20 protein-coding genes are annotated in these 24,225 nt (G+C 37.9%); 14 read left to right on the top strand and 6 right to left on the bottom strand.

The features are described 5' to 3' along the window. The first annotated feature begins 31 nt into the window (after positions 1–31). The 8 genes from ACXAGS_RS12050 (at position 32) to ACXAGS_RS12015 (ending at position 7,258) form a co-directional block, all read left to right on the top strand. Positions 32–1,429: an arginine decarboxylase gene (locus tag ACXAGS_RS12050; RefSeq protein WP_474907025.1), complete on the top strand. Its 1,398-nt coding sequence runs from the start codon at positions 32–34 to the stop codon at positions 1,427–1,429. Positions 1,430–1,484: 55 nt separating this feature from the next. Next, positions 1,485–2,423 carry an agmatinase gene (speB, locus tag ACXAGS_RS12045; RefSeq protein WP_474907024.1) on the top strand — a complete coding sequence of 313 codons (939 nt, stop codon included), beginning with the start codon at positions 1,485–1,487 and terminating at the stop codon, positions 2,421–2,423. Continuing rightward, positions 2,413–3,387 carry a deoxyhypusine synthase family protein gene (locus ACXAGS_RS12040; RefSeq protein WP_474907023.1) on the top strand — a complete coding sequence of 325 codons (975 nt, stop codon included), beginning with the start codon at positions 2,413–2,415 and terminating at the stop codon, positions 3,385–3,387. The genes speB and ACXAGS_RS12040 overlap by 11 nt, the downstream gene beginning before the upstream one ends. Before the next feature lie 32 nt (positions 3,388–3,419). Continuing rightward, a complete protein-coding gene (locus tag ACXAGS_RS12035; RefSeq protein ID WP_474907021.1) occupies positions 3,420–3,725 on the top strand; it encodes a hypothetical protein in 306 nt (101 codons plus the stop codon). 44 nt (positions 3,726–3,769) lie between these two features. After that, complete coding sequence (locus ACXAGS_RS12030) at positions 3,770–4,216, top strand: NUDIX domain-containing protein (protein ID WP_474907019.1); 447 nt, start codon at positions 3,770–3,772, stop codon at positions 4,214–4,216. 19 nt (positions 4,217–4,235) lie between these two features. After that, positions 4,236–5,021, top strand: a complete 786-nt coding sequence (locus ACXAGS_RS12025; RefSeq protein ID WP_474907017.1) for an RMD1 family protein — start codon at positions 4,236–4,238, stop codon at positions 5,019–5,021. A gap of 11 nt (positions 5,022–5,032) precedes the next feature. Next, positions 5,033–6,403 (top strand): 30S ribosomal protein S6--L-glutamate ligase, encoded by a 1,371-nt coding sequence (rimK, locus tag ACXAGS_RS12020; RefSeq protein WP_474907016.1) that lies wholly within the window; start codon positions 5,033–5,035, stop codon positions 6,401–6,403. 156 nt (positions 6,404–6,559) lie between these two features. After that, positions 6,560–7,258 (top strand): hypothetical protein, encoded by a 699-nt coding sequence (locus ACXAGS_RS12015; RefSeq protein ID WP_474907014.1) that lies wholly within the window; start codon positions 6,560–6,562, stop codon positions 7,256–7,258. Positions 7,259–7,287: 29 nt separating this feature from the next. Here ACXAGS_RS12015 and ACXAGS_RS12010 read toward each other — a convergent pair whose 3' ends face one another. The 5 genes from ACXAGS_RS12010 to ACXAGS_RS11990 all read right to left on the bottom strand — a co-directional run bounded on the left by ACXAGS_RS12010 (position 7,288) and on the right by ACXAGS_RS11990 (position 14,707). Then, positions 7,288–8,694 (bottom strand): purine-cytosine permease family protein, encoded by a 1,407-nt coding sequence (locus ACXAGS_RS12010; RefSeq protein ID WP_474907013.1) that lies wholly within the window; start codon positions 8,692–8,694, stop codon positions 7,288–7,290. Positions 8,695–8,720: 26 nt separating this feature from the next. Then, positions 8,721–9,866 (bottom strand): alpha-hydroxy acid oxidase, encoded by a 1,146-nt coding sequence (locus ACXAGS_RS12005; protein WP_474907011.1) that lies wholly within the window; start codon positions 9,864–9,866, stop codon positions 8,721–8,723. A 2-nt stretch (positions 9,867–9,868) separates the two neighbouring features. Continuing rightward, positions 9,869–11,242, bottom strand: a complete 1,374-nt coding sequence (locus ACXAGS_RS12000; protein WP_474907010.1) for an FGGY-family carbohydrate kinase — start codon at positions 11,240–11,242, stop codon at positions 9,869–9,871. Between the two features lie 10 nt (positions 11,243–11,252). Then, positions 11,253–12,533 (bottom strand): sugar isomerase, encoded by a 1,281-nt coding sequence (locus ACXAGS_RS11995; protein ID WP_474907008.1) that lies wholly within the window; start codon positions 12,531–12,533, stop codon positions 11,253–11,255. Positions 12,534–12,607: 74 nt separating this feature from the next. Next, positions 12,608–14,707: a bifunctional aldolase/short-chain dehydrogenase gene (locus ACXAGS_RS11990; RefSeq protein ID WP_474907007.1), complete on the bottom strand. Its 2,100-nt coding sequence runs from the start codon at positions 14,705–14,707 to the stop codon at positions 12,608–12,610. A 303-nt stretch (positions 14,708–15,010) separates the two neighbouring features. On the opposite strand from ACXAGS_RS11990, the gene ACXAGS_RS11985 reads away from it, so the two are divergent. Then, complete coding sequence (locus ACXAGS_RS11985) at positions 15,011–15,523, top strand: GNAT family N-acetyltransferase (RefSeq protein WP_474907006.1); 513 nt, start codon at positions 15,011–15,013, stop codon at positions 15,521–15,523. A 175-nt stretch (positions 15,524–15,698) separates the two neighbouring features. Here the strand turns inward: ACXAGS_RS11985 and ACXAGS_RS11980 are convergent, their stop codons facing one another. Continuing rightward, entirely contained in the window at positions 15,699–16,433 is a 735-nt protein-coding gene (locus ACXAGS_RS11980; RefSeq protein WP_474907005.1) for an NUDIX hydrolase, read from the bottom strand. Between the two features lie 186 nt (positions 16,434–16,619). Here ACXAGS_RS11980 and ACXAGS_RS11975 point away from each other — a divergent pair, with 186 nt between their 5' ends. The 5 genes from ACXAGS_RS11975 (at position 16,620) to araA (ending at position 24,218) form a co-directional block, all read left to right on the top strand. Further along, on the top strand, positions 16,620–18,161 hold the full coding sequence (locus tag ACXAGS_RS11975; RefSeq protein WP_474907004.1) for an alpha-N-arabinofuranosidase: 1,542 nt from the start codon (positions 16,620–16,622) through the stop codon (positions 18,159–18,161). A gap of 114 nt (positions 18,162–18,275) precedes the next feature. Beyond that, a complete protein-coding gene (locus tag ACXAGS_RS11970; RefSeq protein WP_474907003.1) occupies positions 18,276–20,312 on the top strand; it encodes an alpha-L-arabinofuranosidase C-terminal domain-containing protein in 2,037 nt (678 codons plus the stop codon). Positions 20,313–20,319: 7 nt separating this feature from the next. Further along, a complete protein-coding gene (locus ACXAGS_RS11965; RefSeq protein WP_474907001.1) occupies positions 20,320–21,987 on the top strand; it encodes a ribulokinase in 1,668 nt (555 codons plus the stop codon). Positions 21,988–21,995: 8 nt separating this feature from the next. Beyond that, positions 21,996–22,697, top strand: a complete 702-nt coding sequence (locus tag ACXAGS_RS11960) for an L-ribulose-5-phosphate 4-epimerase (RefSeq protein ID WP_474906999.1) — start codon at positions 21,996–21,998, stop codon at positions 22,695–22,697. A 12-nt stretch (positions 22,698–22,709) separates the two neighbouring features. Further along, a complete protein-coding gene (araA, locus tag ACXAGS_RS11955; RefSeq protein ID WP_474906998.1) occupies positions 22,710–24,218 on the top strand; it encodes an L-arabinose isomerase in 1,509 nt (502 codons plus the stop codon). Positions 24,219–24,225 lie beyond the last annotated feature (7 nt).

Below are 24,225 nucleotides of genomic sequence, written 5' to 3'. Positions count from 1 at the left end.
AATTTTAGGATTAACAGATGCATAAACAAAAATGAAAACGAAATATTTTGATCTAATTGATCAAACCTATGACTTTCCGCAGGAGGAATTTCAACTTAAAGACAACAATTTAGAATTTCACGGTATCGATTTAAAAGGATTAATCGCTGAGTATGGCGCACCTTTAAAATTTACGTACCTGCCAAAAATATCAGACAACATACAACGTGCCCAAAAGTGGTTTGCAAAATCCATTAAAAAGCATGGGTATAAGGGTAAATACCACTATTGTTATTGTACCAAAAGCTCGCACTTTCAGCATGTGTTGAATGAGGCATTAAAGAATAATATTCATATAGAAACGTCTTCGGCTTTTGATATCGATATTGTAAATCACCTTAAATCCAAAGGAAAAATAAGCAAAGATACCTTTGTACTTTGCAATGGTTTTAAGCGCGATAAATACATTAACAATATTGCAGACCTTATTAATAATGGACATGAAAATTGCATACCTATTATTGATAATTATGAAGAATTAAATCTGTTGCAGTCCAATATCAACGGTACATTCAATGTGGGTATCCGTATTGCATCAGAAGAAGAGCCAAAATTTGAGTTTTATACTTCAAGATTGGGTATAGGTTATAAAAATATAGTTCCTTTTTACAATCAATCTATCAAAGAGAATGACCAAGTGAATCTTAAGATGCTTCACTTTTTCATCAACACAGGTATTAGAGATACAGCTTATTATTGGAACGAATTATTAAAATGTTTAAAGGTATACATAAGTCTAAAACGCGTATGCCCAACCTTGGATAGCCTTAATATTGGTGGTGGTTTTCCTATTAAAAATTCGTTGGCATTTGAGTATGATTATGCCTATATGATAGATGAAATCATTAATCAGATAAACCAGGCATGCCAAGAAGCTAAAGTAGATGTACCAAATATTTTTACGGAGTTTGGAAGTTTTACCGTGGGCGAAAGTGGTGGTGCCATTTATGAAGTTCTGTATCAGAAACAACAAAACGATAGGGAAAAATGGAATATGATCAACTCATCTTTCATTACAACCTTACCAGATTCTTGGGCCATTAACAAGCGTTTTATTCTGTTGGCTATAAACCGTTGGAATGAGGAGTATGAGCGTGTGCTACTTGGCGGATTAACATGTGATAGTGATGATTATTATAATTCTGAACAACACATGAACGCTATTTATTTGCCTAAGTACAAAAAGGATAAACCCTTGTACATTGGTTTCTTTAATACGGGAGCATACCAAGAGTCTATAGGTGGTTATGGCGGGTTGCAACATTGTTTAATACCGGCACCAAAACATATTCTAATAGATAGGGATGAAAATGGTGAGCTAACTACAAAAGTTTTTGCAGAACAACAGACATCAGCCAAATTTATGGATATCTTAGGGTATACCAAGTAGTTGGGCATTAGCGTAAAAAAACAAAACAACAAATAATTTATAGTACCCTTTTAAAATGAAAAAAAATAGGACCTATGCTGGCATTCCAGACCAATATGCCGCTATGGATAAGTCTAAAGTAGTTTTATTGCCCGTTGCTTATGATGGTACAAGCACGTGGGGCAAAGGAGCAGACAAGGGACCAGAGGCTTTTTTAGAGGCTTCTGAGAATATGGAACTCTATGATATAGAAACCGATAGTGAAGTATATAAAGAAGGCATTTATCTAGCAGATACCTTGGAAGGATTTAATTCTCCTGAAGCTATGGTAACTACGGTGCACGATAAGGTAAAAGAGTTGGTTAAGCGCAATAAATTAGTTACCATGGTAGGTGGTGAGCACTCGGTATCTATTGGTGCTATCCGTGCTTTTTCTGAATATTACCAAGATTTAACCGTTGTACAGATAGATGCGCATGCAGATTTGCGTAAGGAGTACGAAGGTACCAAATACAACCACGCCTGTGCGTTGTATGAGGCCAATGAGACCACCAACTTAATACAAGTAGGTATCCGAAGCATGGACCACGCAGAAACTTTGGTTATGGATTATAACAAGGTGTTTTTTGCACATGAGATGGTTACGGATGATTTTTGGATGGATAACGCTATAGAATTGATGACGGATAACGTCTATATTACGTTTGATTTGGATGCATTTGACCCGTCCATTTGCCCATCTACGGGCACACCAGAACCAGGTGGATTGTTTTGGTATGAGACCTTGGAGTTTTTAAATAAAATTTTTGAAAGTAAAAACGTAGTTGGTTTTGATATCGTGGAGCTATGTCCAAATAAGATAGACCGTTCATCGGACTTTTTGGCTGCAAAATTATATTACAAAATGCTAAGCTATAAGTTTAGAAAAGACGAAATTGATACAGAAGATTTAGATGGAAATGAGCCATCTAACAAAAGAAATTTAAACGCAGAAGATTTTTACGATGAGCAATAAAGGACCTATATCTAATTTTATAGAAAAACACTATTTACACTTTAATGCGGCAGCCTTGGTAGATGCCGCAAAGGGGTATGAGGCACAACTTAATAATGGTGCCAAAATGTTGGTTTCTTTAGCTGGTGCCATGAGTACTGCAGAATTGGGTAAAAGCTTTGCAGAAATGATTCGCCAAGACAAAGTGCAAATTATCTCTTGTACTGGTGCAAACTTAGAAGAAGATATTATGAACCTTGTAGCGCATTCGCACTACAAAAGAGTACCAAACTACAGAGATTTAACGCCGCAAGACGAGTGGGATTTACTAGAAAATGGACTCAATAGGGTTACAGACACCTGTATTCCAGAGGAAGAAGCCTTTAGAAGGCTGCAAAAACACGTTCATAAGATTTGGAAAGATGCAGATGATAAAGGAGAACGTTATTTTCCGCATGAGTATATGTACAAAATGTTACTTTCTGGCGTTTTAGAAGAATATTATGAGATAGATTTAAAAGATTCTTGGATGTATGCCGCGGCAGAAAAAAACTTGCCTATTGTGGTACCCGGTTGGGAAGACAGTACTATGGGTAACATTTTTGCCAGCTATGTGATCAAAGGAGAACTAAAAGCAAGTACCGTAAAATCGGGAATAGAATATATGACCTTTTTGGCAGGTTGGTATAGAGACAACAGCCAAAATGGAATTGGGTTTTTTCAGATAGGTGGTGGTATTGCAGGAGATTTTCCTATTTGCGTAGTACCAATGCTGTATCAGGACATGGAAGAAACAGAAACACCGTTCTGGAGTTATTTTTGCCAGATAAGTGATTCTACTACTAGTTATGGGTCGTACTCCGGTGCGGTGCCAAATGAGAAGATTACTTGGGGTAAACTAGATATAGATACGCCCAAGTTTATTGTTGAATCAGATGCTACCATCGTGGCACCCTTGATTTTCGCTTATTTATTAGATCTTTAAGCTTAGAAAGCAAACGTAATTTTAATTATAAAATGAAAGTATTAACATTTGTATTGGCCTTTGTTCTTACCGCTAGTAATCCTTTTGTAACACAAGATGAAACCGTAGTAGGAACCTACATTGGCTTTGAGAACGACATGTATGTTTTTGTAGACAATGACGAAAACTACTATGAATTCTCTAGTGCGTTACCTGCAGTTACGGATAAAATAGACCTTATGGCAGAGGATGCCAAAGGAAAATTATATCAAGTAACGTATAAGGTAGAAACAGATATAGATGAATTAGATGAAGAATTTGACGTCTATATTATTACAAGTTTAAAGTTATTACAATAACTTAGTAGGGCAGGAGGTTTACTCCTGCCCAATTTTATCGGTATATGAAAAAGTTATGCAAATCTAGATTGGTAGCAATTAGTGGCTCTAAAGTTCTTGTTATGAGAAAGGTAGGAACAGCCTTGCAATATACCCTGCCGGGTGGCATAAAAAAGAAACAAGAAAAATATACCGATGCTTTGGTAAGGGAAACAGCAGAAGAAATAGTTTTATCTATTAATGCAGAAGAGCTAGAGCTGTTCTACACCCATACTAAAAGTGACAAAACTACCCTATACACTAAAAAATATTATTACATAAACCTTGAACCTAACCCTATTGCTGTTATAGAAAAGCATAAATTTTTAAAAACTCTTTGGTTAGATTGGAAAACGGCCATGATTTATATGGATAAGACCGATAAACTAGCTATAAAAACCATCTTTAAATCTAAAAGGGAATTAGAAATAAACAGGGTAAAATCTACTGTTAGAAATATAAAAACGGTTTAAGAAATTACCATTTACCATAATGGAAACTAAAGCACATGCAATGCATGTTGCACAGAGCTTGGATATAGCTCAGTGTGCAACCCTATCTTTGGGCCAACTGCTGTTTGGAGACCGAGACGAACTTTTTTACCGTAACCAAGAAGGCTATTTGTACTTGTTTAAATACGGTATTATCTCTTACTATAATATTCCAGAAACCACTGTAAACCAAATTAAATTACAATTAAAAGAATTTGCTACAGGTTGGGGCGTATCTGATTTTGAAGATAGTATACCGTTAAAATTAACAACTAACCCTGTGGTAAAAAGGGTTAAAACCAATGAGGTAGAACTTAAAGAAGACAACCAAGAAGGTATACGGTTAACCTTAATGCATTTGGCACAATCCGTTGCTTTAGATTATTACGCCAATCTATCAGAACAAATTATGAAAGAAACCCGTATGCATACCACTAATTTAGAATTGCACGGTAAATTGGATATTGGCGGTAAAAAGTTAAAACGCCATATTGGGCATGTGCTTAATATTAACAATCAAATATCAGAGAATTTATACATTTTTGATTCGCATGAAGTAACTTGGGAAGATGTAAGTCTGGATTACTTAGATCAAGATTTAAAAAGATTATTCGATTTAAAAGAGCGTTACAGAACTATTAAAGAACAAGGGGCCATCATCAAGGAAAACCTAAGTTTGTTCAAAGATATAATGGACCATAAAGAAAGTAGCCGCTTAGAATGGATTATCATCATTTTAATTTTGGTAGAGGTGCTAGATTTATTTATTATGCGAATGATTTATTAAAACAAGATTAAATGATGAATAATATTGTAGCAAGTGAGGAATGGTGTAAACTAGAAGAATTGGGAATACCTGCGGTAAAAGCCAGGGTAGATTCTGGAGCAAAAACCTCTTCCTTACAAGCCACAAAAATTAAGATATTTTCTAAAGGGCTAGAAGAATGGGTTCGTTTTGAGGTAAATCCTATTCAAGACAATAGAAGTATATCTATACTATGCCAAGCCAAATTAGTAGGGCTACGTACCGTTAAAAGTTCGCAAGGTATTGCAGAAGAACGTCCAGTAATAAAAACACAGGTAACCATAGGCGACCAGGATTTTGACATTGAGGTAACTTTGGCCAATAGGGATACCATGGAATACAGGATGCTTTTGGGTAGAGAGGCGTTAAACGATCGTTTTTTGGTAGACCCCTCAAAAAGTTTCTTAATGGGAGATATTTCCGAGGAGGAAATAGAAGTGCTTTACAAACCGTATATGCGCAAAAAAGATGGGTTAACTATAGGCTTATTGGCCAGTAATCCAAATTTGTACAGTAACAAACGTATTGTAGAGGCAGGCCAAGCACGCGGACACGAAGTGGTTTTCTTAAACGTAGAAAGTGCCTATATGAAACTAGATGCCATTGCACCACAGGTACGCTATAGAGGAGGTAATGTTTTGGACAAAATGGACGCCGTAATTCCGCGTATAAAACCCTCGGTTACCTTTTACGGCTGTGCCTTACTAAGGCAATTTCATACCCTTGGGGTGTACTGCTTAAATTCTGCGGATGCCATATCAAAGTCTAGGGATAAACTGTACGCCTCTCAGGTATTTTCTAAAAACGATATTCATATTCCCGTAACGGGGTTTGCCAAATCGCCACAAGATACCAAAGACTTAATACGTATGGTAGATGGGGCACCCTTGATTATTAAACTGTTAGAAAGTACCCAAGGTAGAGGTGTGGTTTTAGCAGAAACCAATAAAGCGGCAGAAAGTGTTATTAATGCCTTTAAAAGCGTGCAAACCAACATTTTGGTTCAAGAGTTTATTAAAGAGGCAAATGGTCAAGACATCCGTTGTTTTGTAGTAAATGGTAAGGTGGTTGCTTCAATGCAAAGACAAGCACAAAAAGGCGAATTTAGGGCTAATATTCACCAAGGAGGTAAAGCCTCTTTAATTAAAATTACACCAGAAGAACGTAAGCTGGCTATTAAATCTGCCAAAGCGTTAAATCTGGATGTTGCCGGGGTGGACTTAATACGTAGTAACCGTGGGCCGTTACTGTTAGAGGTAAATTCTTCTCCAGGATTAGAAGGTATAGAAAATGCAACCGGTTTGGATATTGCAAATATTATGATTGAAACAATTGAGCGTAAGCTTAAATTTAAGGCCAGTTAATTACTATAAAGTTTAATTGTCATATTCCTTTTTTATGTCCATACTTTTATTAATGAAGTGTTCTTAATTAAGACTTTAATGGCGATATGGTGTTGTATTAATTAATGGAATTACAAGGCGCAACTAAAAAAGTCGTCTGCTTAAAGAACTTGGAATATGTTTAGAATTTGCATTGTTTTAGTGAGTTTACTATTTGTTTCTTGTGCCGAAATGGTCGAGGAAAAAGTAGGAGACAAAGTCAACGAAAGAAATCAAGTTAATCAGAAGTCAGAATTAACGAATATAAAAGATTGCAAACTATATAGTTTTAAAACATACCAGCAACAAGCAGATTACCTTCTTAAGTTTTTAAAAAAAGCTAAGGAGTCTAAAGGAGCTACTAAGAAGAATTGGGATCAACAATTTTTTTGTGCATTTCCCAATTCTTTTGAAGAAATGCAGCTGGTTTTTGGTTTTGACGAAGACCTTGGAGCTGCACCTTTGTACGACTATGAAAAGGGTAGTAGTGTAATAAAATATTTTAGTGAACTTGAGTCAATACCAGATGCTGTCTACTATAAAAAATACATTGCTATAAATATTGGTGGTAAATGGGAAGCAGACCATATTAGAGAGGCGTTTGGTTTTGCAGATGTATTAGTATCAGATACCCCAGCAGTAGCCAAAGCACTTTCTATGTATACAGATGAAGAAATAGAAAGTGTATTTCGGTTTGTATTTGATGGTCCACACCCTAACAATAAACAAAATTTAGCACGTTACAATCGGGTTAAATCAGAATTAGACAAGATAGATTTAAGATTAAGTGCCGCATGTACAAACGCCTTTAGACAGTTGCTAACTGCTTCTAACTAGAAGGCAACTTAGTATAATGTAATTTTAAGTTATTTCTGCTGAAGTTTGCTAAACCATAAGAATAGGAATCCACATAAAATCCAAGCTGGGAGCGTAACAAAAGACAGAAATATTCCGAAACTAATGGAGATTAAGTAACAACCAATGGCACTTATGGCCCATGCCGCTAAAACCGATGTATTAACCGCTAAATTCTTTTTTTCTGCATAAAAAGGAATATGGTTCCATTTAGCACCAAAATAGTACTCAAAAACTATAATGGCACCTACTGGCGCTAAAATAAATCCATATAATGCCACAAAGTCTAATAGTTTCATGGCAAACGCAGGAAAAAGACCTGCAATAGTAGCGATGCTTCCGGCTAAAATGGTGACCCAAAATGTTGAGGTTCTTGGCAAAATAGCCTGAAAAGCCAAACCGGCCCTGTAAATGGTAGGGTTGGCAGTTGTCCACCCGGCTAAAACTACCGCTATAATTCCAAAAAAGCCAATTGCATTATAGGCCAATGGACCTGGTGCAACTGTTGGTGCCTCACCATTGGCCAGCATGGTTTGCGCTTCTGCAGATTTCAAGTAAACAGCATATAATAATGCCGCCGCTATCCATGCCATAAAATGCCCTACATACATGCCGGCAGCAGTTGTCCATCCAACACTAGGTTTTTTTGCAAATCTAAACACGGATAAATCAGACATACCAATATGCATGGCGGCGTTGGCAAACCAAGACCATATGGCAACATGCCAAAACGTATATTTTATTTGTCCGGGAAATGGCTCGCTTCCTTCTCCCCAAATAGCCCAAAACTCTGAAAAGTTATTTATTTCCAATTGGTTTAAAGCAACTATACCGGACACTAAAAAGGCTAAAACGATTATCGGAGACATCCAGTTGGCTGCTTTTGAAACAGTTTCATAACCCCTGGCGGCAATCAACGAAATTACTATACCAATTACCAAAACTATAACTACCCAAGTAACACCATTTGGCATGGTGTCCGTTAATTTAGGCATTTCCATATCAAAGGGAATACCAACCGCAGTAGCTGAAATGGTAATCATTGAACCGGCCAAAAAACAAAAAAGAATGCCATTTGCTAAATTGTAGAGTACTACCAATTTTTTACCACATATCTTTTCTAGATGATAGTAAAGTGTAAGTCTGTATTTAACTGCAATTTCTGCTGTTAAGAACCGCCAACTTAAAACCGCCAAAAAGTTCCCCAAGAGCAATCCAATTATTAAGTCAAAAGCACTAACGCCGGTAGTTAAAAACAGTGGTCCAATTACAAATTCGGTACCCGCGGCATGTTCTCCTGCGTACATACCCAAAAAGCTTTTCCAACCTTTCCATTTGGATTGTGGTACAGGGGTTCTCTCAAACTCGCCACCCGCTATTTCTTCTATTACTACTTCTTCGTTGCTAATTTGGCTCATGGTTATTCAGTTTGTTTGCAGTTATTCTAACGTATAAAATTAGGCAGGTCAGCTACTTTTTCGCAGCAAAGTTGCTCCAAGACTTGTTGTAGTTGTGTTTTTAGCATAGCCATTGTGTGGTTACCGCCTTTATTGCCTAAAGCACCTACACCATACATAAAAGACCTTCCCATAAAAGTAAATTCAGCACCGCTAGCCAATGCTCTGGCAACATCTGGACCAGACCGCATCCCGCTATCCATCATAATGGTAATTTGGTCCCTGTATTTTTTACTAATTCTTTTTAAAGGAGCTATAGAAGCTTCACCGGCATCTAATTGTCTACCTCCGTGATTAGAAACAATAATACCGTCAAAACCTAATTTTATGGCAGCTTCGGCGTCTTCTTCGCTAGCAACACCCTTTAAAACTAGTTTACCTTTCCATTTATCGCGAATCGGTTTAATTCTTTCTTCATTTAACCTTCCAGAAAAAGTTTTGTCCATAAACTGTCCTAATTGTTTTAGGTTTAATCCTTCTGGTGTGTATGGTTTTAGGGTTTCAAAGGTGGGTGTGCCGTATTTTAAAGTGTTTACTGCCCAGTGTGGCCTACCAAAAATTTGTAAAATATTAGCTATTGTCATTTTTGGGGGCAGCGCCAATCCGTTTCTAAAATCTCTTGGTCTGTAGCCAAAGGTGGGTACATCGCACAATAAAACCAGAACAGGAACTTCTGCGGCCGCTGCTCTGTCTAAAATGTCATTTCTTAAGGCATCATCCGCAGGATTATAAAGTTGAAACCAAGCATTACCATTTGTTAATTCACTAGCCCGTTCAATATTCATAGTAGTTACCGTACTTAGAATAAAAGGTAGGTTGTGCTGCACAGCGGCCTTGGCCAAAATCTCCGGGGAGTTGGGCCACATTAGACCTTGCAGACCAACCGGGGCAACGCCAAAAGGGGCGTCATAGGTTTTACCAAATAGTGTGGTTTTTAAGTTTGCTCCTTTATATTCCCTAATGTATCTAGGTATTAATTTAACGTCTCTTAATTCAGCAGTATTTCTGTGTAGGTTAATATCTTCATTACATCCGCCATCTAAATATTCAAAAGCAAACCGAGGCATTTTTTTATAGGCCTTTGCTCTTAAATCTTCCATTGAAGGGTATTTTGTGTCAAAATCAAAAGCCATATTTAGGTGGTTATAAGTGGACTATGTTTTTTTAACGCATAATTTTTTTGTAAAAATTGCCCATCTAATTTTACATTGGAAATAGCAATTGCCGCTCCTAAAGCAGAGCCTAAAGAGGCATCTGTTGTTTTTATTTTCATTGCAGGAAGTGCCCTTGAAAGTAATTCTACAAAAATTAGGTTATTGGCGAAACCACCATCTATGTACAGGTTGGTAATTACATCTTGCCCAATAGCTTTTTTTATGTAGGTAACTTGGAGCTGTACCAATTCTAAAACCAATTGATGGTAGGCCACTTCATAAGTTTTAAATGGAATTTCGGTTTGTTGATCAAAAACCGAATCTTCTGTTTGTTGCGTTATAAAAAATTGGGATTTACTATTTGTATGCTTTTCAATTATAGCTGCATCAAAAGCTACTTTTTTATGATAATCTAAAGGCTTATTGAAATAGTTGGACAGCCATTCTATTTTGGTATTGTAAATACGGCCTAAAAATAATCTGGAAGCTTTTACGGGTTCGCCATTTATCCGCATATAATTTATACAATTATCCGTCACATCAGTTTTAGATAGTATACCGTTAGAAAAAGGATTTAGGCAAATACTCCATGTTCCGGTAGAGAGGAGAACAAACTTGCTGTCTATGCTTCTTAGATATGGTAACAATGCCGATGAACTATCATGAATGCCCACACCAATTTTTAACCGTTTTTGGTTGTATTTCATGTTTATGCTTGTCTCTGCAGCAACTATGGGAGCAAGTTTTTCATATATGCCCTCTTGGTATACCCAGCTGTGATAGTCTTGTTTGTCATAATCCCAGAGTGCGGTATGGCAACCAATACTGGTATATTCGCTAACCGGTATTCCAGTGAACATAAAACTTAAATACTGGGGCAAGTGCATAGACCATTTGATTTTGTTATACAAGTAGGGCTTGTGGTGTTTTAACCAATATAGCTGCATGCCAGCGTTTAACATACCGCTATTGGTGGTTCCCGTTGTTTGCCCAAATGCTAGTTCTGGTCCATAAGCTTTATAGAAAGAAGCAATAGTCTCTTTGGGTAGTATTTTGGTATAGTTATAGAGCGGGGCAATTACTTGTCCTCTATCATTTAAATGAACCAAACTGGCACCATAAGATGAAAAGTTGATAGCGGTTATATCGTATTTTTTGGCATTTAAAATTTCATGGAAAACTGTCTTCATCCAACGGTGTAAAGCGTCTATGTTTTCGGTTGGATGCCCGTCTTCGTCCGAAATTTGCTCTAACACTATATATTTCCGATAAACTTCCTTGAAATCGGAATCGAAAAGAAAAAACTTCTTGTTGGTTTTACCAATATCAAATACCGCTGTAACCTCTTTTAACATAGTTAAATTCTTATAAACCAGAAGCCACGGAATTTTTGCCTCTTATATCTACTAAGCTTTGTCTAATCTGCAAGTTTCTATAGGTTTCTATTGGTGCTATGGCACCGCCAGCTTTAATTCTAGCCTCGGCTACCAAAGGTCTCACATCTGTATTATAAGCTGCTTGTAGTAATTCTTGACACGCAACAACATCATGCTCTTGTTGTGCGGCTTTTAATTTTTTTTGGTCTACCAATAATGCTTTAGCGTAAGCAATCTGTATTGCTTCCAATGATTGCATTAAATCTTCCAGAGGGTCTTTGGTGTTATGGCTGGCATCTATCATCCAAGCGGGGTATGGATTCTGTTTGTTGTTCTCCATACCATATACCAACTCATTAAAAATAAGAAAAAGGCTATAGGGTTTTATACTACCTACGGTTACATCATCATCCCCATATTTACTATCGTTAAAATGAAACCCGCCCAGCTTGCCTTTTAGCATTAAGGTGGCAACAATTTGTTCTATGTTGGTATTGGGCAAGTGATGCCCTAAATCTACCAAGGTGTATGCTTTGGGGCCACAGGCATTGGCTAGCATAAAAGAAGTACCCCAATCTTGAATAACCGTGCTATAAAAATTAGGTTCGTAAGGTTTGTATTCTATAAATAATTTCCAGTCTTCCGGAAGGGATTTATAGATTTCTTTTAAGCTATCCTCAGTATGGGACAGTGCCGTTTGAAAGTTGTTTTGCCCTGGGAAGTTGGCACCGTCTGCCAACCAAACGGTTAAACTCTTGGATCCCAACTCATCACCAATTCTTATAACCTCTTTATTGTGTGCTATAGCTTGTTCCCTAACGGCTTTATTGGTATTGCAAAGCGAACCAAATTTATAGCTATGCGCCTGATTTTTTTGGTCTTGAAAAGTATTGGAATTAACCGCGTCAAAAACAATTCTATTTGCTTGGGCTTTTTCTTTTATAGCCAATGTATCCTCGGGAATATCCCAAGGAATATGAAGTGAAACAGCACCTGCAGTTTGCGTAAGTTGATGTAGCAAGCCAATATCTTCAATTTTTTGTTCTAAGGAACTAGGCTCTCCTTGATACGAAAACCTACCAAAACGGGTGCCACCGGCACCAAGCGCCCAACTTGGAATAGCTACTTGAAATGCAACCAATCTATCCACTAGTTCATTAACTTGAACCCCGCTTGCTTCTAGTTGATTTGCCAAAAAATCAAAATGTGCATGGTGTTGTCCACTTTTCTTTTGGTTTGCATTATGCAGTTGGTCTTTAGAAATATTCATGCGTTAGTTTGTGTTAGACGTGTAGCAGAAATACGCTACGCATCTCAAAAGTTAATCAAATTATTCTTTGGTAATTATCTTACAAATGCATTTGCCATACCGCCATCTACATTTATGATATTACCTGTGGTTTTGGTTAATAGACCCACTAGGGCAAATACTCCATCTGCTATATCGGCAGGATAGATAATTTTATTTAATAAATTTCTTTTGGCATAATGTGCAGGTAATTCATCTACAGAAATACCATAGGCTTTTGCTCTACCTTCTGCCCAGTCTCCTTCCCATATTTTACTACCCACGATTACGCCGTCTGGATTTACGGTATTAACGCGAATATCATCTGAGCCCAACTCTGCCGCCAATAGCCTAACCATGTGTTGTTGTGCCGCTTTTGCGGTACCATAACCTACATTATTAGGGCCGGATACCAATCCGTTTTTACTGGCTATACTTATAAAATCGCCCCCTAATCCTTGTTGCTTTAAAAGGGTAACGGCTTGTTTTGCTAGTTCAAACTGGCCTTTTACCAATACATTTTGTAAAAGGTCCCAATCTTGTTCTGTGTGGGCTTCTAGTGGTTTGCTAATTGCCAATCCGGCACTGTGTACCACAATGTCTATTCCTCCAAATTCTAAACATGCTTTTTTATACGCTTGGGCTATGGAGTTTGCATCGGTAACATCACAAACAGCATAGGTTGCAACATCTCTTTTATAGGTAGCTTCAGCTTCTTTTAACCGGTCTTCGGCAATATCCGTCAACACAATGTTGGCTCCTTCCTCTGCTAGTTTATCTGCAATGGCTTTACCTATACCCCCACCGGCTCCAGTAACCAAGGCTACTTTTCTAGATAAAGGTTTTTCTTTAGGCATACGTTGTAGCTTGGCTTCTTCTAACAGCCAATATTCTATATCAAAAGCTTCTTGTCTCGGTAAAGAAGTGTAAGCACTTATAGCCTCTGCGCCACGCATTACATTGATTGCATTAATATAAAACTCGCTGGCTACACGGGTAGTCTGTTTATTTTTTGCAAAACTGAACATACCTACTCCAGGGTAGATAATAATTACTGGATTTGGGTCTCGCATTGCCGGACTATTGTCTCGTTTGCAAGTATTGTAATAGGTTGCGTATTCTTGTCTGTATTTTTCGAATGCAGGTTTCAATTGGTCCAAAACAGCTTCAGAATTAGATAAATCCTCATCTGTTGCCAAGTCTAAAACCAAGGGTTGAATTTTAGTTCTTAAAAAATGGTCTGGGCAAGAGGTGCCCATTGGTGCCAATTTACTTAGGTCATTACTGTTTATATACTCTAAAACAACATCGCTATCAGAAAAATGGCCAATCATTCTATTTTCAGAAGAACATAACCCACGTAACAAGGGCATTAACTGTGCTGCCTTTTCCTTACGTTCGTTTGCAGGAAGTGATTGTATTCTTTGCCCCCCAAAAACACTGCCTTTTTCGTTTATTTTTTTAGTAATGTATTCAGAGGCCGTTTCAATTACCTCCAGGCTGTTCATATAGCACTCGTAAGAGGTATCGCCCCACGTAAATAATCCATGGCTACCTAACACAATGCCCCTAATTCCCGGATTATCGTTAAGGCACTTTTCTAACTGTAAACCTAAATCAAAACCAGGTCTTTGCCATGGTACCCAACCCATGGTATCTCCCCATATTTCTTTGGTAACTTTTTCGCTATCTTTTGCTGCGGCCACTGCAATTAATGCATCTGGATGCAAATGATCTATATGCTTAAAAGGAAGTAGACCATGCAGGGGAGTGTCTATTGATGGTGCCCTACTATCTAAATCGTATATGCAGTGATTAAACAGGCCAACCATTCGGTCTTCGTCATCAAGACCCTTGTAAACTTTTTTAAGGTTTCTAAGTCTTTCTGTATATAAGCCGGCTATTCCGGCCCTATTTAAAGTACCAATATCGCCACCGGAACCCTTTATCCACATTACCTCTACCTCCTCGTTGGTTAGTGGGTCTTTTTCTATGGTTTTACAACTGGTATTTCCTCCACCGTAATTGGTGATACGTAAATCTGCTCCTAAAATATTGGAACGATAAAGAAAAAGTGCTACTTGGTCATCTCCCAATTCTGCAGCTTTTTGCTCATTCCATAGGTAGTTTACGTGTTTAAAGGTTTTTATGGACATCAGAAGTTCTATTTTAATGGTTTAGGGTAAAAGTAATTCCTGAGGTATTTTTAAGTGTCCTGTACTGTTCTGTTTTAGTTTTAGAACATAAACTGGATGAGTAACCTAATACACCTTTAATATAAATACTTTCAATGGTTTATTGGTCTATTTTACAACAATTAAGTAAATACCAAAAATTAAAAAGGTTTATCTTAGATAGTGATTTTAGTGCTGCTTTAAAAACGGGTTGTCTAGGTTGTTTGTGAACCGTTAGTCAACTATATTCCTAAGCGCGAAATAGGTTAAGATTCTAAATTTATTATGATAGTAAGAGGAGTAACTCTAAAAGATATTGATGCGTTAGTAGAGCTATCAAAAACCACGTTTTTTGATACGTACGCGGCAAAAAATACCGCCGATGACATGGATTACTATTTAGAAACCAATTTTTCTAAAACAGTGTTATTGTCAGAATTAAACGATTCAAACATCAATTACTATTTTATAGAATTAGAAAACGACAGGGTAGGTTACCTAAAACTCAATGTGGGTAATGCGCAAACAGAACTCAAAGAGGCTAAAAGCTTAGAAATAGAGCGTATTTACCTAAAAAAAGGATATCAGGGCAAAGGTATTGGTCTACAACTTTTAAAAAAGGCCATAGCGGTTGCTAAAGAGAAAGCGGTAACGTATATCTGGTTAGGCGTGTGGGAAGAAAATCCAAAGGCAATCCAATTCTATAAGAAGCATGGGTTTGAAGTTTTTGACACGCACACATTTTTGTTAGGTTCAGATGAACAAACGGATTATATGATGCGATTGGACTTGAAATAATGTGATTATCGGATTTTCTAAGTTTGTATAGAAGGAATTAATTGTAGGTGACACGCCAAAACCAAAAGAAGAAATTTAAGCTACCTAAAAAGCTTAAATTTCTTCTTGTTGTAAGTGATTGAAAATTACCTGTAATCTATAGAAGGCAAATAGCTTTTATTTCCAAGCTATATAATTATAGTTTAAAACTAAAACCATCTTCTTTAACTTTCTTCTCGTACTTTTCCTTATCAAAATTATAGAGGTAAGCACCCTTTCTAGAAACGGTTTTGTCTTTTTCTTCTAATTTAATAAGAACGTCTAAAGAGTTTATTTTATTGATAAAATTTCGTTTGTCTAGTTTTTTATCCAAAATAGACTCATACAAAGTTTGTAGCTGGCGCATGGTAAATTTTTCGGGCAACAATTCAAAGCCAATAGGTTTGGAAAGTGCGCGCCTTCTTAACCTGGCTATTGCTTTATCTACCATATCCTGGTGGTCAAATATCAATTTAGGAGCTTCATCCAAATCAAACCATTTGGCAGATTCTAATTGTATTCCATCAAATTGGTGGTTGGCCACATCTATCAAAGCAAAGTAAGATACGGAAATGGTGCGCTGCCCTGGGTCACGGTCTACTTTACTGTAGGTGTAGAGCTGTTCCATGTAAATATCACTCAATCCGGTAAGTGTATAAAGAACCCTAGCGGCGGTAGTATCCAGATTTTCATTTTTTTTCATGAATCCACCTATTAAAGACCACTTGCCTAGTTCTGGTTCAAGATTTCTTTTTACCAATAACAGTTTTAATTTGTTTTGGTCAAACCCAAAAATAATACAGTCTACCGCCAGTAAAACTTGGTCTTCTTTTTCATAATACGTAAGGGGCTGTTTTACATTTGTGATTTTGTCCAGTTCTGATTGATTCATGTCTAATGTTAATAGCTAATGTTAGTTACGAAAATTTAAAGTGTCAAAAATACATTTTTCTGATCGTTTCTTTGGTAGAAAGGTTATTCTTTCCTTAATTTACAAATGTAAAACTGACACTTTTTAAAAATGTACCTGATTTTGTTAGGGTACAACTTTGAAAAGATACCACAACAAGCTGTAATTATGAAAATTAAAGCATTCTTATTTTGTGTTCCACTACTATTACTAAATTCCTTAGTAGGGTGGGGACAAGAGGTCAATATTTCTATAAAGCCAGATGAAACGGCCCCAAAAATTAGCAAACACATATATGGGCATTTTGCAGAACATTTGGGAAGATGTATTTACGATGGTTTATACGTGGGCGATACCAATAAGATTATACCCAATACCGCAGGTGTTCGTAATGATATAATAGCGGCCCTAAAAGAATTACGAATTCCTAATTTAAGATGGCCGGGGGGGTGTTTTGCAGATACTTACCATTGGAAAGATGGTGTAGGGCCAAAAGACGAAAGACCTACCATTGTGAACCGTTGGTGGGGAGGCACAACAGAAGATAATAGTTTTGGAACCCATGATTTTTTAAACCTCTGTGAAATTCTAGATGCAGAACCTTACTTATCTGCAAACGTAGGGAGTGGTACGGTGCAAGAACTTATAGACTGGGTACAATATACCAATCATGATGGTAAAAGCCCTATGGCAGATTGGCGAAGGGAACATGGTAGGGAACAACCCTGGCAGGTTAAATATTGGGGAGTAGGTAACGAAACTTGGGGATGCGGTGGTAATATGACGGCCGAGTTTTACGCCAATATTTATAGACAGTATGCCACCTTTATGCCTGGTTGGTCTGGTGAAACTAAGATTGTTAGAATTGCTTCCGGTGCTTCTGAGGACGATTACCATTGGACGGAAACCTTAATGAAGAACGTGCCCCACCATCTTATGGAGGCCGTTGCATTACACGATTATGCCGTTTTTAATTGGGAAGATAAGGGCCCTTCTTTAAATTTTGATGAAGAAATTTACTTCAAAAGCATGGAGCAGGCGTTGAAAATGGAAGAATACGTGACCAAACATGTTGCGATCATGGATAAATATGACCCAGCCGGTAAAGTTGATTTATTTGTAGATGAGTGGGGTGGTTGGTACGATGCTGAACCCGAAGTTAAAAAAGGAGTGCTATACCAACAAAACACCATGCGGGATGTAATGATAGCGGGTACGGTGCTTAATACTTTTAACAACCATGCAAGGCGTGTAAAAATGGCAAACTTAGCCCAAATGGTAAATGTGTTACAGGCCGTAATCTTAACAGAAGGGGAAAAAATGATTAAAACCCCAACTTACCATGTGATGAATCTATATAAAGTACATCAAGATGCTATCTTATTGCCAACTACAATTACAAATAATACAGCATATAGAGGTTTACCTTCAATTTCTGTTTCGGCCTCAAAATCAAATGTAGAAGGCGTTAATATTTCATTGGTGAATATAGATGCCAACAAGCAGGTAGAAGTGGTCATAGATTTGCAGCATATTTCTTCTAAGAAATTTACAGCCCAGCAATTGGCCTCAAAAAATATCACGGCGCATAATTCCTTTCAAAATCCAGATAGCGTAAAACCAATGCCTTTTAAAGATTTTAAGGTTAAAGGAGATAAGCTAATTGTTAACATGCCTAAACATGCGTTGGTTGTATTTAACGCTAATTAAATTTTACACCAATATTAGCTGTGTTTTTTTAGGTGGTTGGGGTTTCTAACCAATACTATCGCCAATCATAAAGAGACTATATACGATTTGATGTTTTGTAATGACAAAAATAATATGAACAAAAAAATAAAGGGTGCAATTACCGCCTTGCTACTATTGGCAATAGTAAGTAGTTGTAAACAAAAAGAACCGCAAAATACCGGTGAAAACAACAAAGCGGTTTCCGAAGAGTTTGAAACCAAATCAGACTTGGTTGTAGATTTCTCAGATACCGGAATTGGTATACAACCTACAATGTACGGGGTTTTCTTTGAAGACATCAATTTTGGTGCAGATGGGGGTATCTATGCAGAATTAATCAAGAATAGGTCTTTTGAATTTCCGAATCCAAAAATGGGATGGCAAGAACCGAACAGTGTACGTTATTCGCTAAATGGTGATTCTGGTTTTGCAAAGGTTACAGATTATGTAAATGGTAAGGGCAACAAAAGGTATGTTCATGTAATGGTAGAGAACGACCAACGTTATGAGTTATATAACGAAGGTTTTAGGGGTATTGGAGTCAAAGCAAATGCCAAGTATGATTTATCGCTTTCCTTGGCTAAAAACAAAGGCATTTCCCAAATATCCGTTGCTTTATTGGATACTGCCAATACTGTGGTAGGCCAAACAAACATACTTCCCAAAGAACATGAAGAATGGCAAACCTATGAGGCCACATTACAACCTAATAAAACCGTTTCCAAGGGGAGGCTAAAAATTACATTTAAGGGTAAAGGGAGTATAAATATGGACCTGGTTTCATTGTTTCCTCAGGACACTTGGAAAGGAAGAAAAAAGGGACTACGTAAAGATTTGGTTACGCTGTTGGATGGTTTAAATCCTGGATTTGTACGTTTTCCTGGTGGTTGTATTGTAGAGGGAATGAATTTGGACAATCGTTACCAATGGAAAAAGACCGTTGGCGCTTGGGACCAACGTGAACTAATGATCAATCGTTGGAATATAGAATTTCCTAACAAAAATGCACCAGACTATTTCCAAAGTTTTGGTTTGGGATTTTTTGAATATTTCCAGTTGTCCGAAGATTTAGGTGCGGAGCCATTACCCATTTTAGGTTGTGGAATGGCATGCCAATTTAATTCTGGCGAGCTGGTACCGTTAGAAGATTTAGACCCTTATGTGCAAGATGCTTTGGATTTGATAGAATTTGCCAATGGTAGCACCAATACCAAATGGGGTAGTTTGCGCAAAGAGATGGGCCATCCAGAACCATTTTACATGAAATACATTGGTATTGGTAATGAACAATGGGGACCGGAGTATTTTGAACGATACAAGGTATTTGCAGCAATTTTAGCAGAAAAACACCCAGAAATAACCGTGGTTTCTACCCCAGGGCCTTTTCCGGATGGTGATATGTTTGAGTATGGTTGGGAACAGCTAAATCAACTGGATGTAGCCTTGGTAGATGAGCATTATTATAAATCTCCGGAGTGGTTTTTAGAAAATGCCGATAGATATGATTCCTATGACCGTAATGGTCCAAAAGTTTTTGCAGGCGAATATGCTGCCCATCCTAAAGACAAAGATGGTATAGTAGAAAATAATTGGCAAGCGGCATTGGCAGAAGCGGCCTTTATGACCGGCTTGGAACGTAATGCAGATTTGGTACACTTAACTTCTTATGCCCCTTTAATGGCACATGCAGATGCATGGCAATGGGCTCCAGATTTAATTTGGTTCAACAATTTAGAAGCGGTGCCTACCCCTAATTATCAAGTGCAAAAATTATTTTCTAACAACCCCGGTACTAATTTAATTGCAATTACTAAAGATAATAAGCCATTAACAGGTCAGAATAGTTTATATGCTTCGGCAGTGGTAGATGTCAATACGCTAGAAGTAATATTAAAAATAGTAAATACGGCAAGCAAAGCTCAAGAGGTAAATATCAAACTAAAAGGAAAAAAAGTTGTTGCTAACGGAACCAAAACGGTGTTGACCAGTACTGGATTAGAGGATATTAATTCATTTGAAAATCCTGAAAATATTGTTCCACAAGTAGAAGATATCACAGCAATAGAAGATACGGTTCTGCTACAATTAGTACCACAATCTTTAAACGTTGTCAAATTTAAAATCAAGTAAAGTAAAAATGGGCAATTTTGTAATTGGCTTGGATTATGGCACAGATTCCGTTAGGGCTGTGTTGATAAACACAATTAATGGAAAAGAAATGGCAACTGCTGTTTTTTACTATCCAAGGTGGAAAGAACAACGGTACTGTAATGCTGCCATAAATCAATTTAGGCAACATCCTTTAGATCATATAGAAGGCCTAGAAACCACCATAAAATCGGTATTAAAAAAATCAGGGGTGGAGGCTGCATCGGTAAAAGGTATTTGTATAGATACAACGGGGTCCAGTCCAATGCCTATTCAAAAAAATGGCACGCCGTTAGCATTACATCCAGATTTTTCTGAAAATCCAAATGCTATGATGGTATTATGGAAAGATCATACGGCAGTAGCAGAAGCAAACCAAATAAACGAGTTGGCATGGAATTGGGGCGGTACGGACTACACCAAGTATGTGGGCGGAATTTATTCGTCGGAATGGTTTTGGGCCAAGATTTTACACATTGCTAAAGAAGATAAAAATGTAGTTGATGCCACGTATACGTGGATGGAGCATTGTGATTACATGACCTTTATGCTTTTGGAAGACCAAAACATAGACCAGTTTAAACGTAGTAGATGTGCCGCTGGGCATAAGGCTATGTGGCACAAGAGTTGGGGCGGGCTTCCAGAGAAATCTTTTTTAGAAAAGCTAGACCCATACTTGGCCCATTTAAAAGATAGGCTATATGTGGATACGTATACTTCTGATGTTGTTGCCGGTAACCTGAGTGGTACTTGGGCCAATAAATTAGGCCTTACTACAGACACCGTTGTTACCGTTGGTACTTTTGATGCACATGCCGGTGCTGTTGGGGCCAAGATAGATGAACACACTTTGGTACGGGTAATGGGTACTTCTACCTGCGATATTATTATAGCAAATAACGATGTTGTAGGCACTAAAACAGTAAAAGGGATTTGCGGTCAGGTAGATGGTTCCGTAATTCCGAACACCTTAGGTTTGGAAGCCGGGCAATCTGCCTTTGGAGATGTATTGGCATGGTTTAAGTCGGTTTTAATTTGGCCGGTGGATAATCTGGTATTACAATCCGATACCCTTAGTGCCCAACAAAAGGAAGAATTGACCAAAGAAGTTGAAGCTAACTTTATTAAAGTCCTTTCTAAGCAGGCTGAAGCATTGTCAGAAGAAGAAGTTGTTCCGGTAGCTTTAGACTGGGTAAATGGGCGTAGAACCCCAGATGCCAATCAAGAACTTAAAAGCGCCATAATGGGCCTTTCACTTGGTACTAAAGCTCCCCACTTTTTCAAAGCGCTGGTAAATGCTATTTGCTTTGGTTCTAAGATGATCGTGGATCGTTTTGAGGAAGAAGGTGTACCCATAAAATCGGTTATTGGCATTGGTGGTGTAGCTAGAAAATCGCCTTTTATTATGCAAACATTGGCAAATGTGTTGGACAGACCCATTAAGGTAGCAGCATCTGACCAAGCACCGGCCTTAGGGGCCGCCATTTATGCGGCAACCGCAGCTGGATTATACAAATCCGTTATTGAGGCAAGCAAAGTAATGGGTAGCAACTTTGAAGCAGAATACCTTCCAAATAAAGAACAAGTTTCCAAGTTTGCCTTATTGCATAAAAAGTATGAGGATTTGGCTGCATTTATAGAGGAACAAACAAAATAAGACAACAGATGAATGCTACCTATAAAACGTTAAAAGAAGAGTGTTATGAGGCCAATATGGAACTCAATGCACTGGGATTGGTGATATATACCTTTGGTAATGTTAGTGCTGTAGATAGAGACAATGGGGTTTTTGCCATTAAACCAAGCGGCGTGCCATATGAAAACTTACAACCTAGCGATATTGTTATCGTAGATTACGATAATGCCATAGTAGAAGGTAAACTTAGACCTTCTTCTGATACCAAAACGCATAGCTTTTTGTACAAAAATTGGCCAGAAATTGGTGGTGTGGCCCACACGCACGCCATGTATTCCGTCTCATGGGCACAGGCACAGCAAGACATTCCTATTTTTGGTACTACCCATGCAGACCATTTAACACATGATATTCCTTGTGCGGCACCAATGGCAGATGGTTTAATTGCAGGTAACTATGAGCACAATACGGGAATCCAAATAATGGACTGTTTTAATGAGCGCCAATTGGATTATAAAGAAGTAGAAATGATTCTTATTGGTAATCACGGACCTTTTGCTTGGGGTAAAAATGCTGCAAAAGCGGTGTACAATACCAAAGTATTAGAGACTGTGGCACAAATGGCATACCTAACCCTACAAATAAATCCAGAAGCACCAAGATTAAAAGCTTCTCTAATCAAAAAACACTACGAACGTAAACACGGTAAAAACGCCTACTACGGTCAGTAATAACTATAACTTATGTCTAAAATAACAACAAAAGAAATATGGTTTGTAACGGGTAGCCAACACCTATATGGCCCTGAAACCCTACAACAAGTGGCAAACAATGCCCAAACCATTGCAGAGGGTTTAAATGGCGCCATGGCAATTCCTGTACCTATTGTTTTTAAACCAACGGTTAAAACACCTTCAGAAATTACGGATTTATGTACCCAAGCAAATGCTTCCTCTAATTGTATTGGTATCATAACATGGATGCATACGTTTTCTCCTGCCAAGATGTGGATACATGGTCTATCCATTTTAAACAAACCACTTTGCCATTTACATACACAGTTTAATGCGGCAATTCCTTGGGAAAGTATAGATATGGATTTTATGAACCTTAATCAGTCGGCCCATGGCGACCGTGAATTTGGTTACATAATGTCTCGTATGCGTAAAAAGCGTAAAGTAGTAGTAGGCCATTGGCAAACAGAACGCGTTCAGCAAAAACTGGGTATTTGGTCCAGAGTAGCTTTGGGTGCAGACGAAATGCGTAACCTAAAAGTGGCACGTATAGGAGATAATATGCGACAGGTTGCAGTAACCGAAGGGGATAAGGTGGAAGCACAGATACGGTTTGGACTTTCCGTAAATGGGTATGATTCTTCTGATGTAACACAGAAAATTGAAGAAGTTTCAAAAGATGCTATTGATAGTTTGTTGCAGCAATACGAAACGGATTATGAGTTAACACCCAGTTTAAAACAAGGTGGGGACCAAAGAGAAAGCTTGGTAGAAGCAGCAAAAATAGAATTAGGTTTAAGAGCTTTTTTAGACGAAGGTGGTTTTAAAGCGTTTACGGATACTTTTGAAAATTTAGGAACACTAAAGCAATTGCCCGGACTGGCGGTACAACGCCTTATGGCAGATGGTTATGGTTTTGGTGGTGAAGGCGATTGGAAAACGGCCGCAATGGTACGTGTAATGAAAGTAATGGCACAAGGTTTAGAAGGTGGCACCTCTTTTATGGAAGATTACACCTACCATTTTACTCCAGAAAAATCCTATGTTCTTGGATCGCACATGTTAGAAATTTGTCCATCTATAGCCGATGCAAAACCATCCTGTCAGGTACATCCGTTGGGAATTGGTGGTAAGGAAGATCCTGTTCGTTTGGTTTTTAACTCACCTAGTGGCGCAGCAATCAATGCTTCACTTATAGATATGGGTAACCGTATGCGTTTGTTGGTAAATGAAGTGGAAGCCGTGGCACCCATGGGAGAATTACCTAATTTACCGGTAGCAAGGGTTCTATGGGATGCTAAACCTAATTTAGAAGTGGCTGCAACGGCTTGGATTTTAGCTGGCGGGGCTCACCATACCGTGTATTCGCAAGCAATTACTACGGAATTTATGGAAGATTTTGCTGATATCTTTGGTATTGAGCTAGTGGTAATAGATGAAGATACAAGAATCAGGAACTTCAAAGACACCCTAAATGCTAATGAAAGTTACTATCATTTGTTTCAACACGGGTTATAGTATAAAT

The sequence above is a fragment of the Croceivirga sp. ABH4_376 genome (assembly GCF_056160685.1).
This window is presented reverse-complemented; position numbering and strand designations above follow the sequence as displayed.

Excerpts from the sequence above, each read along its gene's own strand:
- ACXAGS_RS12050 (WP_474907025.1), top strand. The coding sequence starts at position 32 with ATGAAAACGAAATATTTTGATCTAATTGATCAAACCTATGACTTTCCG.
- speB (WP_474907024.1), top strand. The coding sequence starts at position 1,485 with ATGAAAAAAAATAGGACCTATGCTGGCATTCCAGACCAATATGCCGCT.
- ACXAGS_RS12040 (WP_474907023.1), top strand. The coding sequence starts at position 2,413 with ATGAGCAATAAAGGACCTATATCTAATTTTATAGAAAAACACTATTTA.
- ACXAGS_RS12035 (WP_474907021.1), top strand. The coding sequence starts at position 3,420 with ATGAAAGTATTAACATTTGTATTGGCCTTTGTTCTTACCGCTAGTAAT.
- ACXAGS_RS12030 (WP_474907019.1), top strand. The coding sequence starts at position 3,770 with ATGAAAAAGTTATGCAAATCTAGATTGGTAGCAATTAGTGGCTCTAAA.
- ACXAGS_RS12025 (WP_474907017.1), top strand. The coding sequence starts at position 4,236 with ATGGAAACTAAAGCACATGCAATGCATGTTGCACAGAGCTTGGATATA.
- rimK (WP_474907016.1), top strand. The coding sequence starts at position 5,033 with ATGATGAATAATATTGTAGCAAGTGAGGAATGGTGTAAACTAGAAGAA.
- ACXAGS_RS12015 (WP_474907014.1), top strand. The coding sequence starts at position 6,560 with ATGTTTAGAATTTGCATTGTTTTAGTGAGTTTACTATTTGTTTCTTGT.
- ACXAGS_RS12010 (WP_474907013.1), bottom strand. The coding sequence starts at position 8,694 with ATGAGCCAAATTAGCAACGAAGAAGTAGTAATAGAAGAAATAGCGGGT.
- ACXAGS_RS12005 (WP_474907011.1), bottom strand. The coding sequence starts at position 9,866 with ATGGCTTTTGATTTTGACACAAAATACCCTTCAATGGAAGATTTAAGA.
- ACXAGS_RS12000 (WP_474907010.1), bottom strand. The coding sequence starts at position 11,242 with ATGTTAAAAGAGGTTACAGCGGTATTTGATATTGGTAAAACCAACAAG.
- ACXAGS_RS11995 (WP_474907008.1), bottom strand. The coding sequence starts at position 12,533 with ATGAATATTTCTAAAGACCAACTGCATAATGCAAACCAAAAGAAAAGT.
- ACXAGS_RS11990 (WP_474907007.1), bottom strand. The coding sequence starts at position 14,707 with ATGTCCATAAAAACCTTTAAACACGTAAACTACCTATGGAATGAGCAA.
- ACXAGS_RS11985 (WP_474907006.1), top strand. The coding sequence starts at position 15,011 with ATGATAGTAAGAGGAGTAACTCTAAAAGATATTGATGCGTTAGTAGAG.
- ACXAGS_RS11980 (WP_474907005.1), bottom strand. The coding sequence starts at position 16,433 with ATGAATCAATCAGAACTGGACAAAATCACAAATGTAAAACAGCCCCTT.
- ACXAGS_RS11975 (WP_474907004.1), top strand. The coding sequence starts at position 16,620 with ATGAAAATTAAAGCATTCTTATTTTGTGTTCCACTACTATTACTAAAT.
- ACXAGS_RS11970 (WP_474907003.1), top strand. The coding sequence starts at position 18,276 with ATGAACAAAAAAATAAAGGGTGCAATTACCGCCTTGCTACTATTGGCA.
- ACXAGS_RS11965 (WP_474907001.1), top strand. The coding sequence starts at position 20,320 with ATGGGCAATTTTGTAATTGGCTTGGATTATGGCACAGATTCCGTTAGG.
- ACXAGS_RS11960 (WP_474906999.1), top strand. The coding sequence starts at position 21,996 with ATGAATGCTACCTATAAAACGTTAAAAGAAGAGTGTTATGAGGCCAAT.
- araA (WP_474906998.1), top strand. The coding sequence starts at position 22,710 with ATGTCTAAAATAACAACAAAAGAAATATGGTTTGTAACGGGTAGCCAA.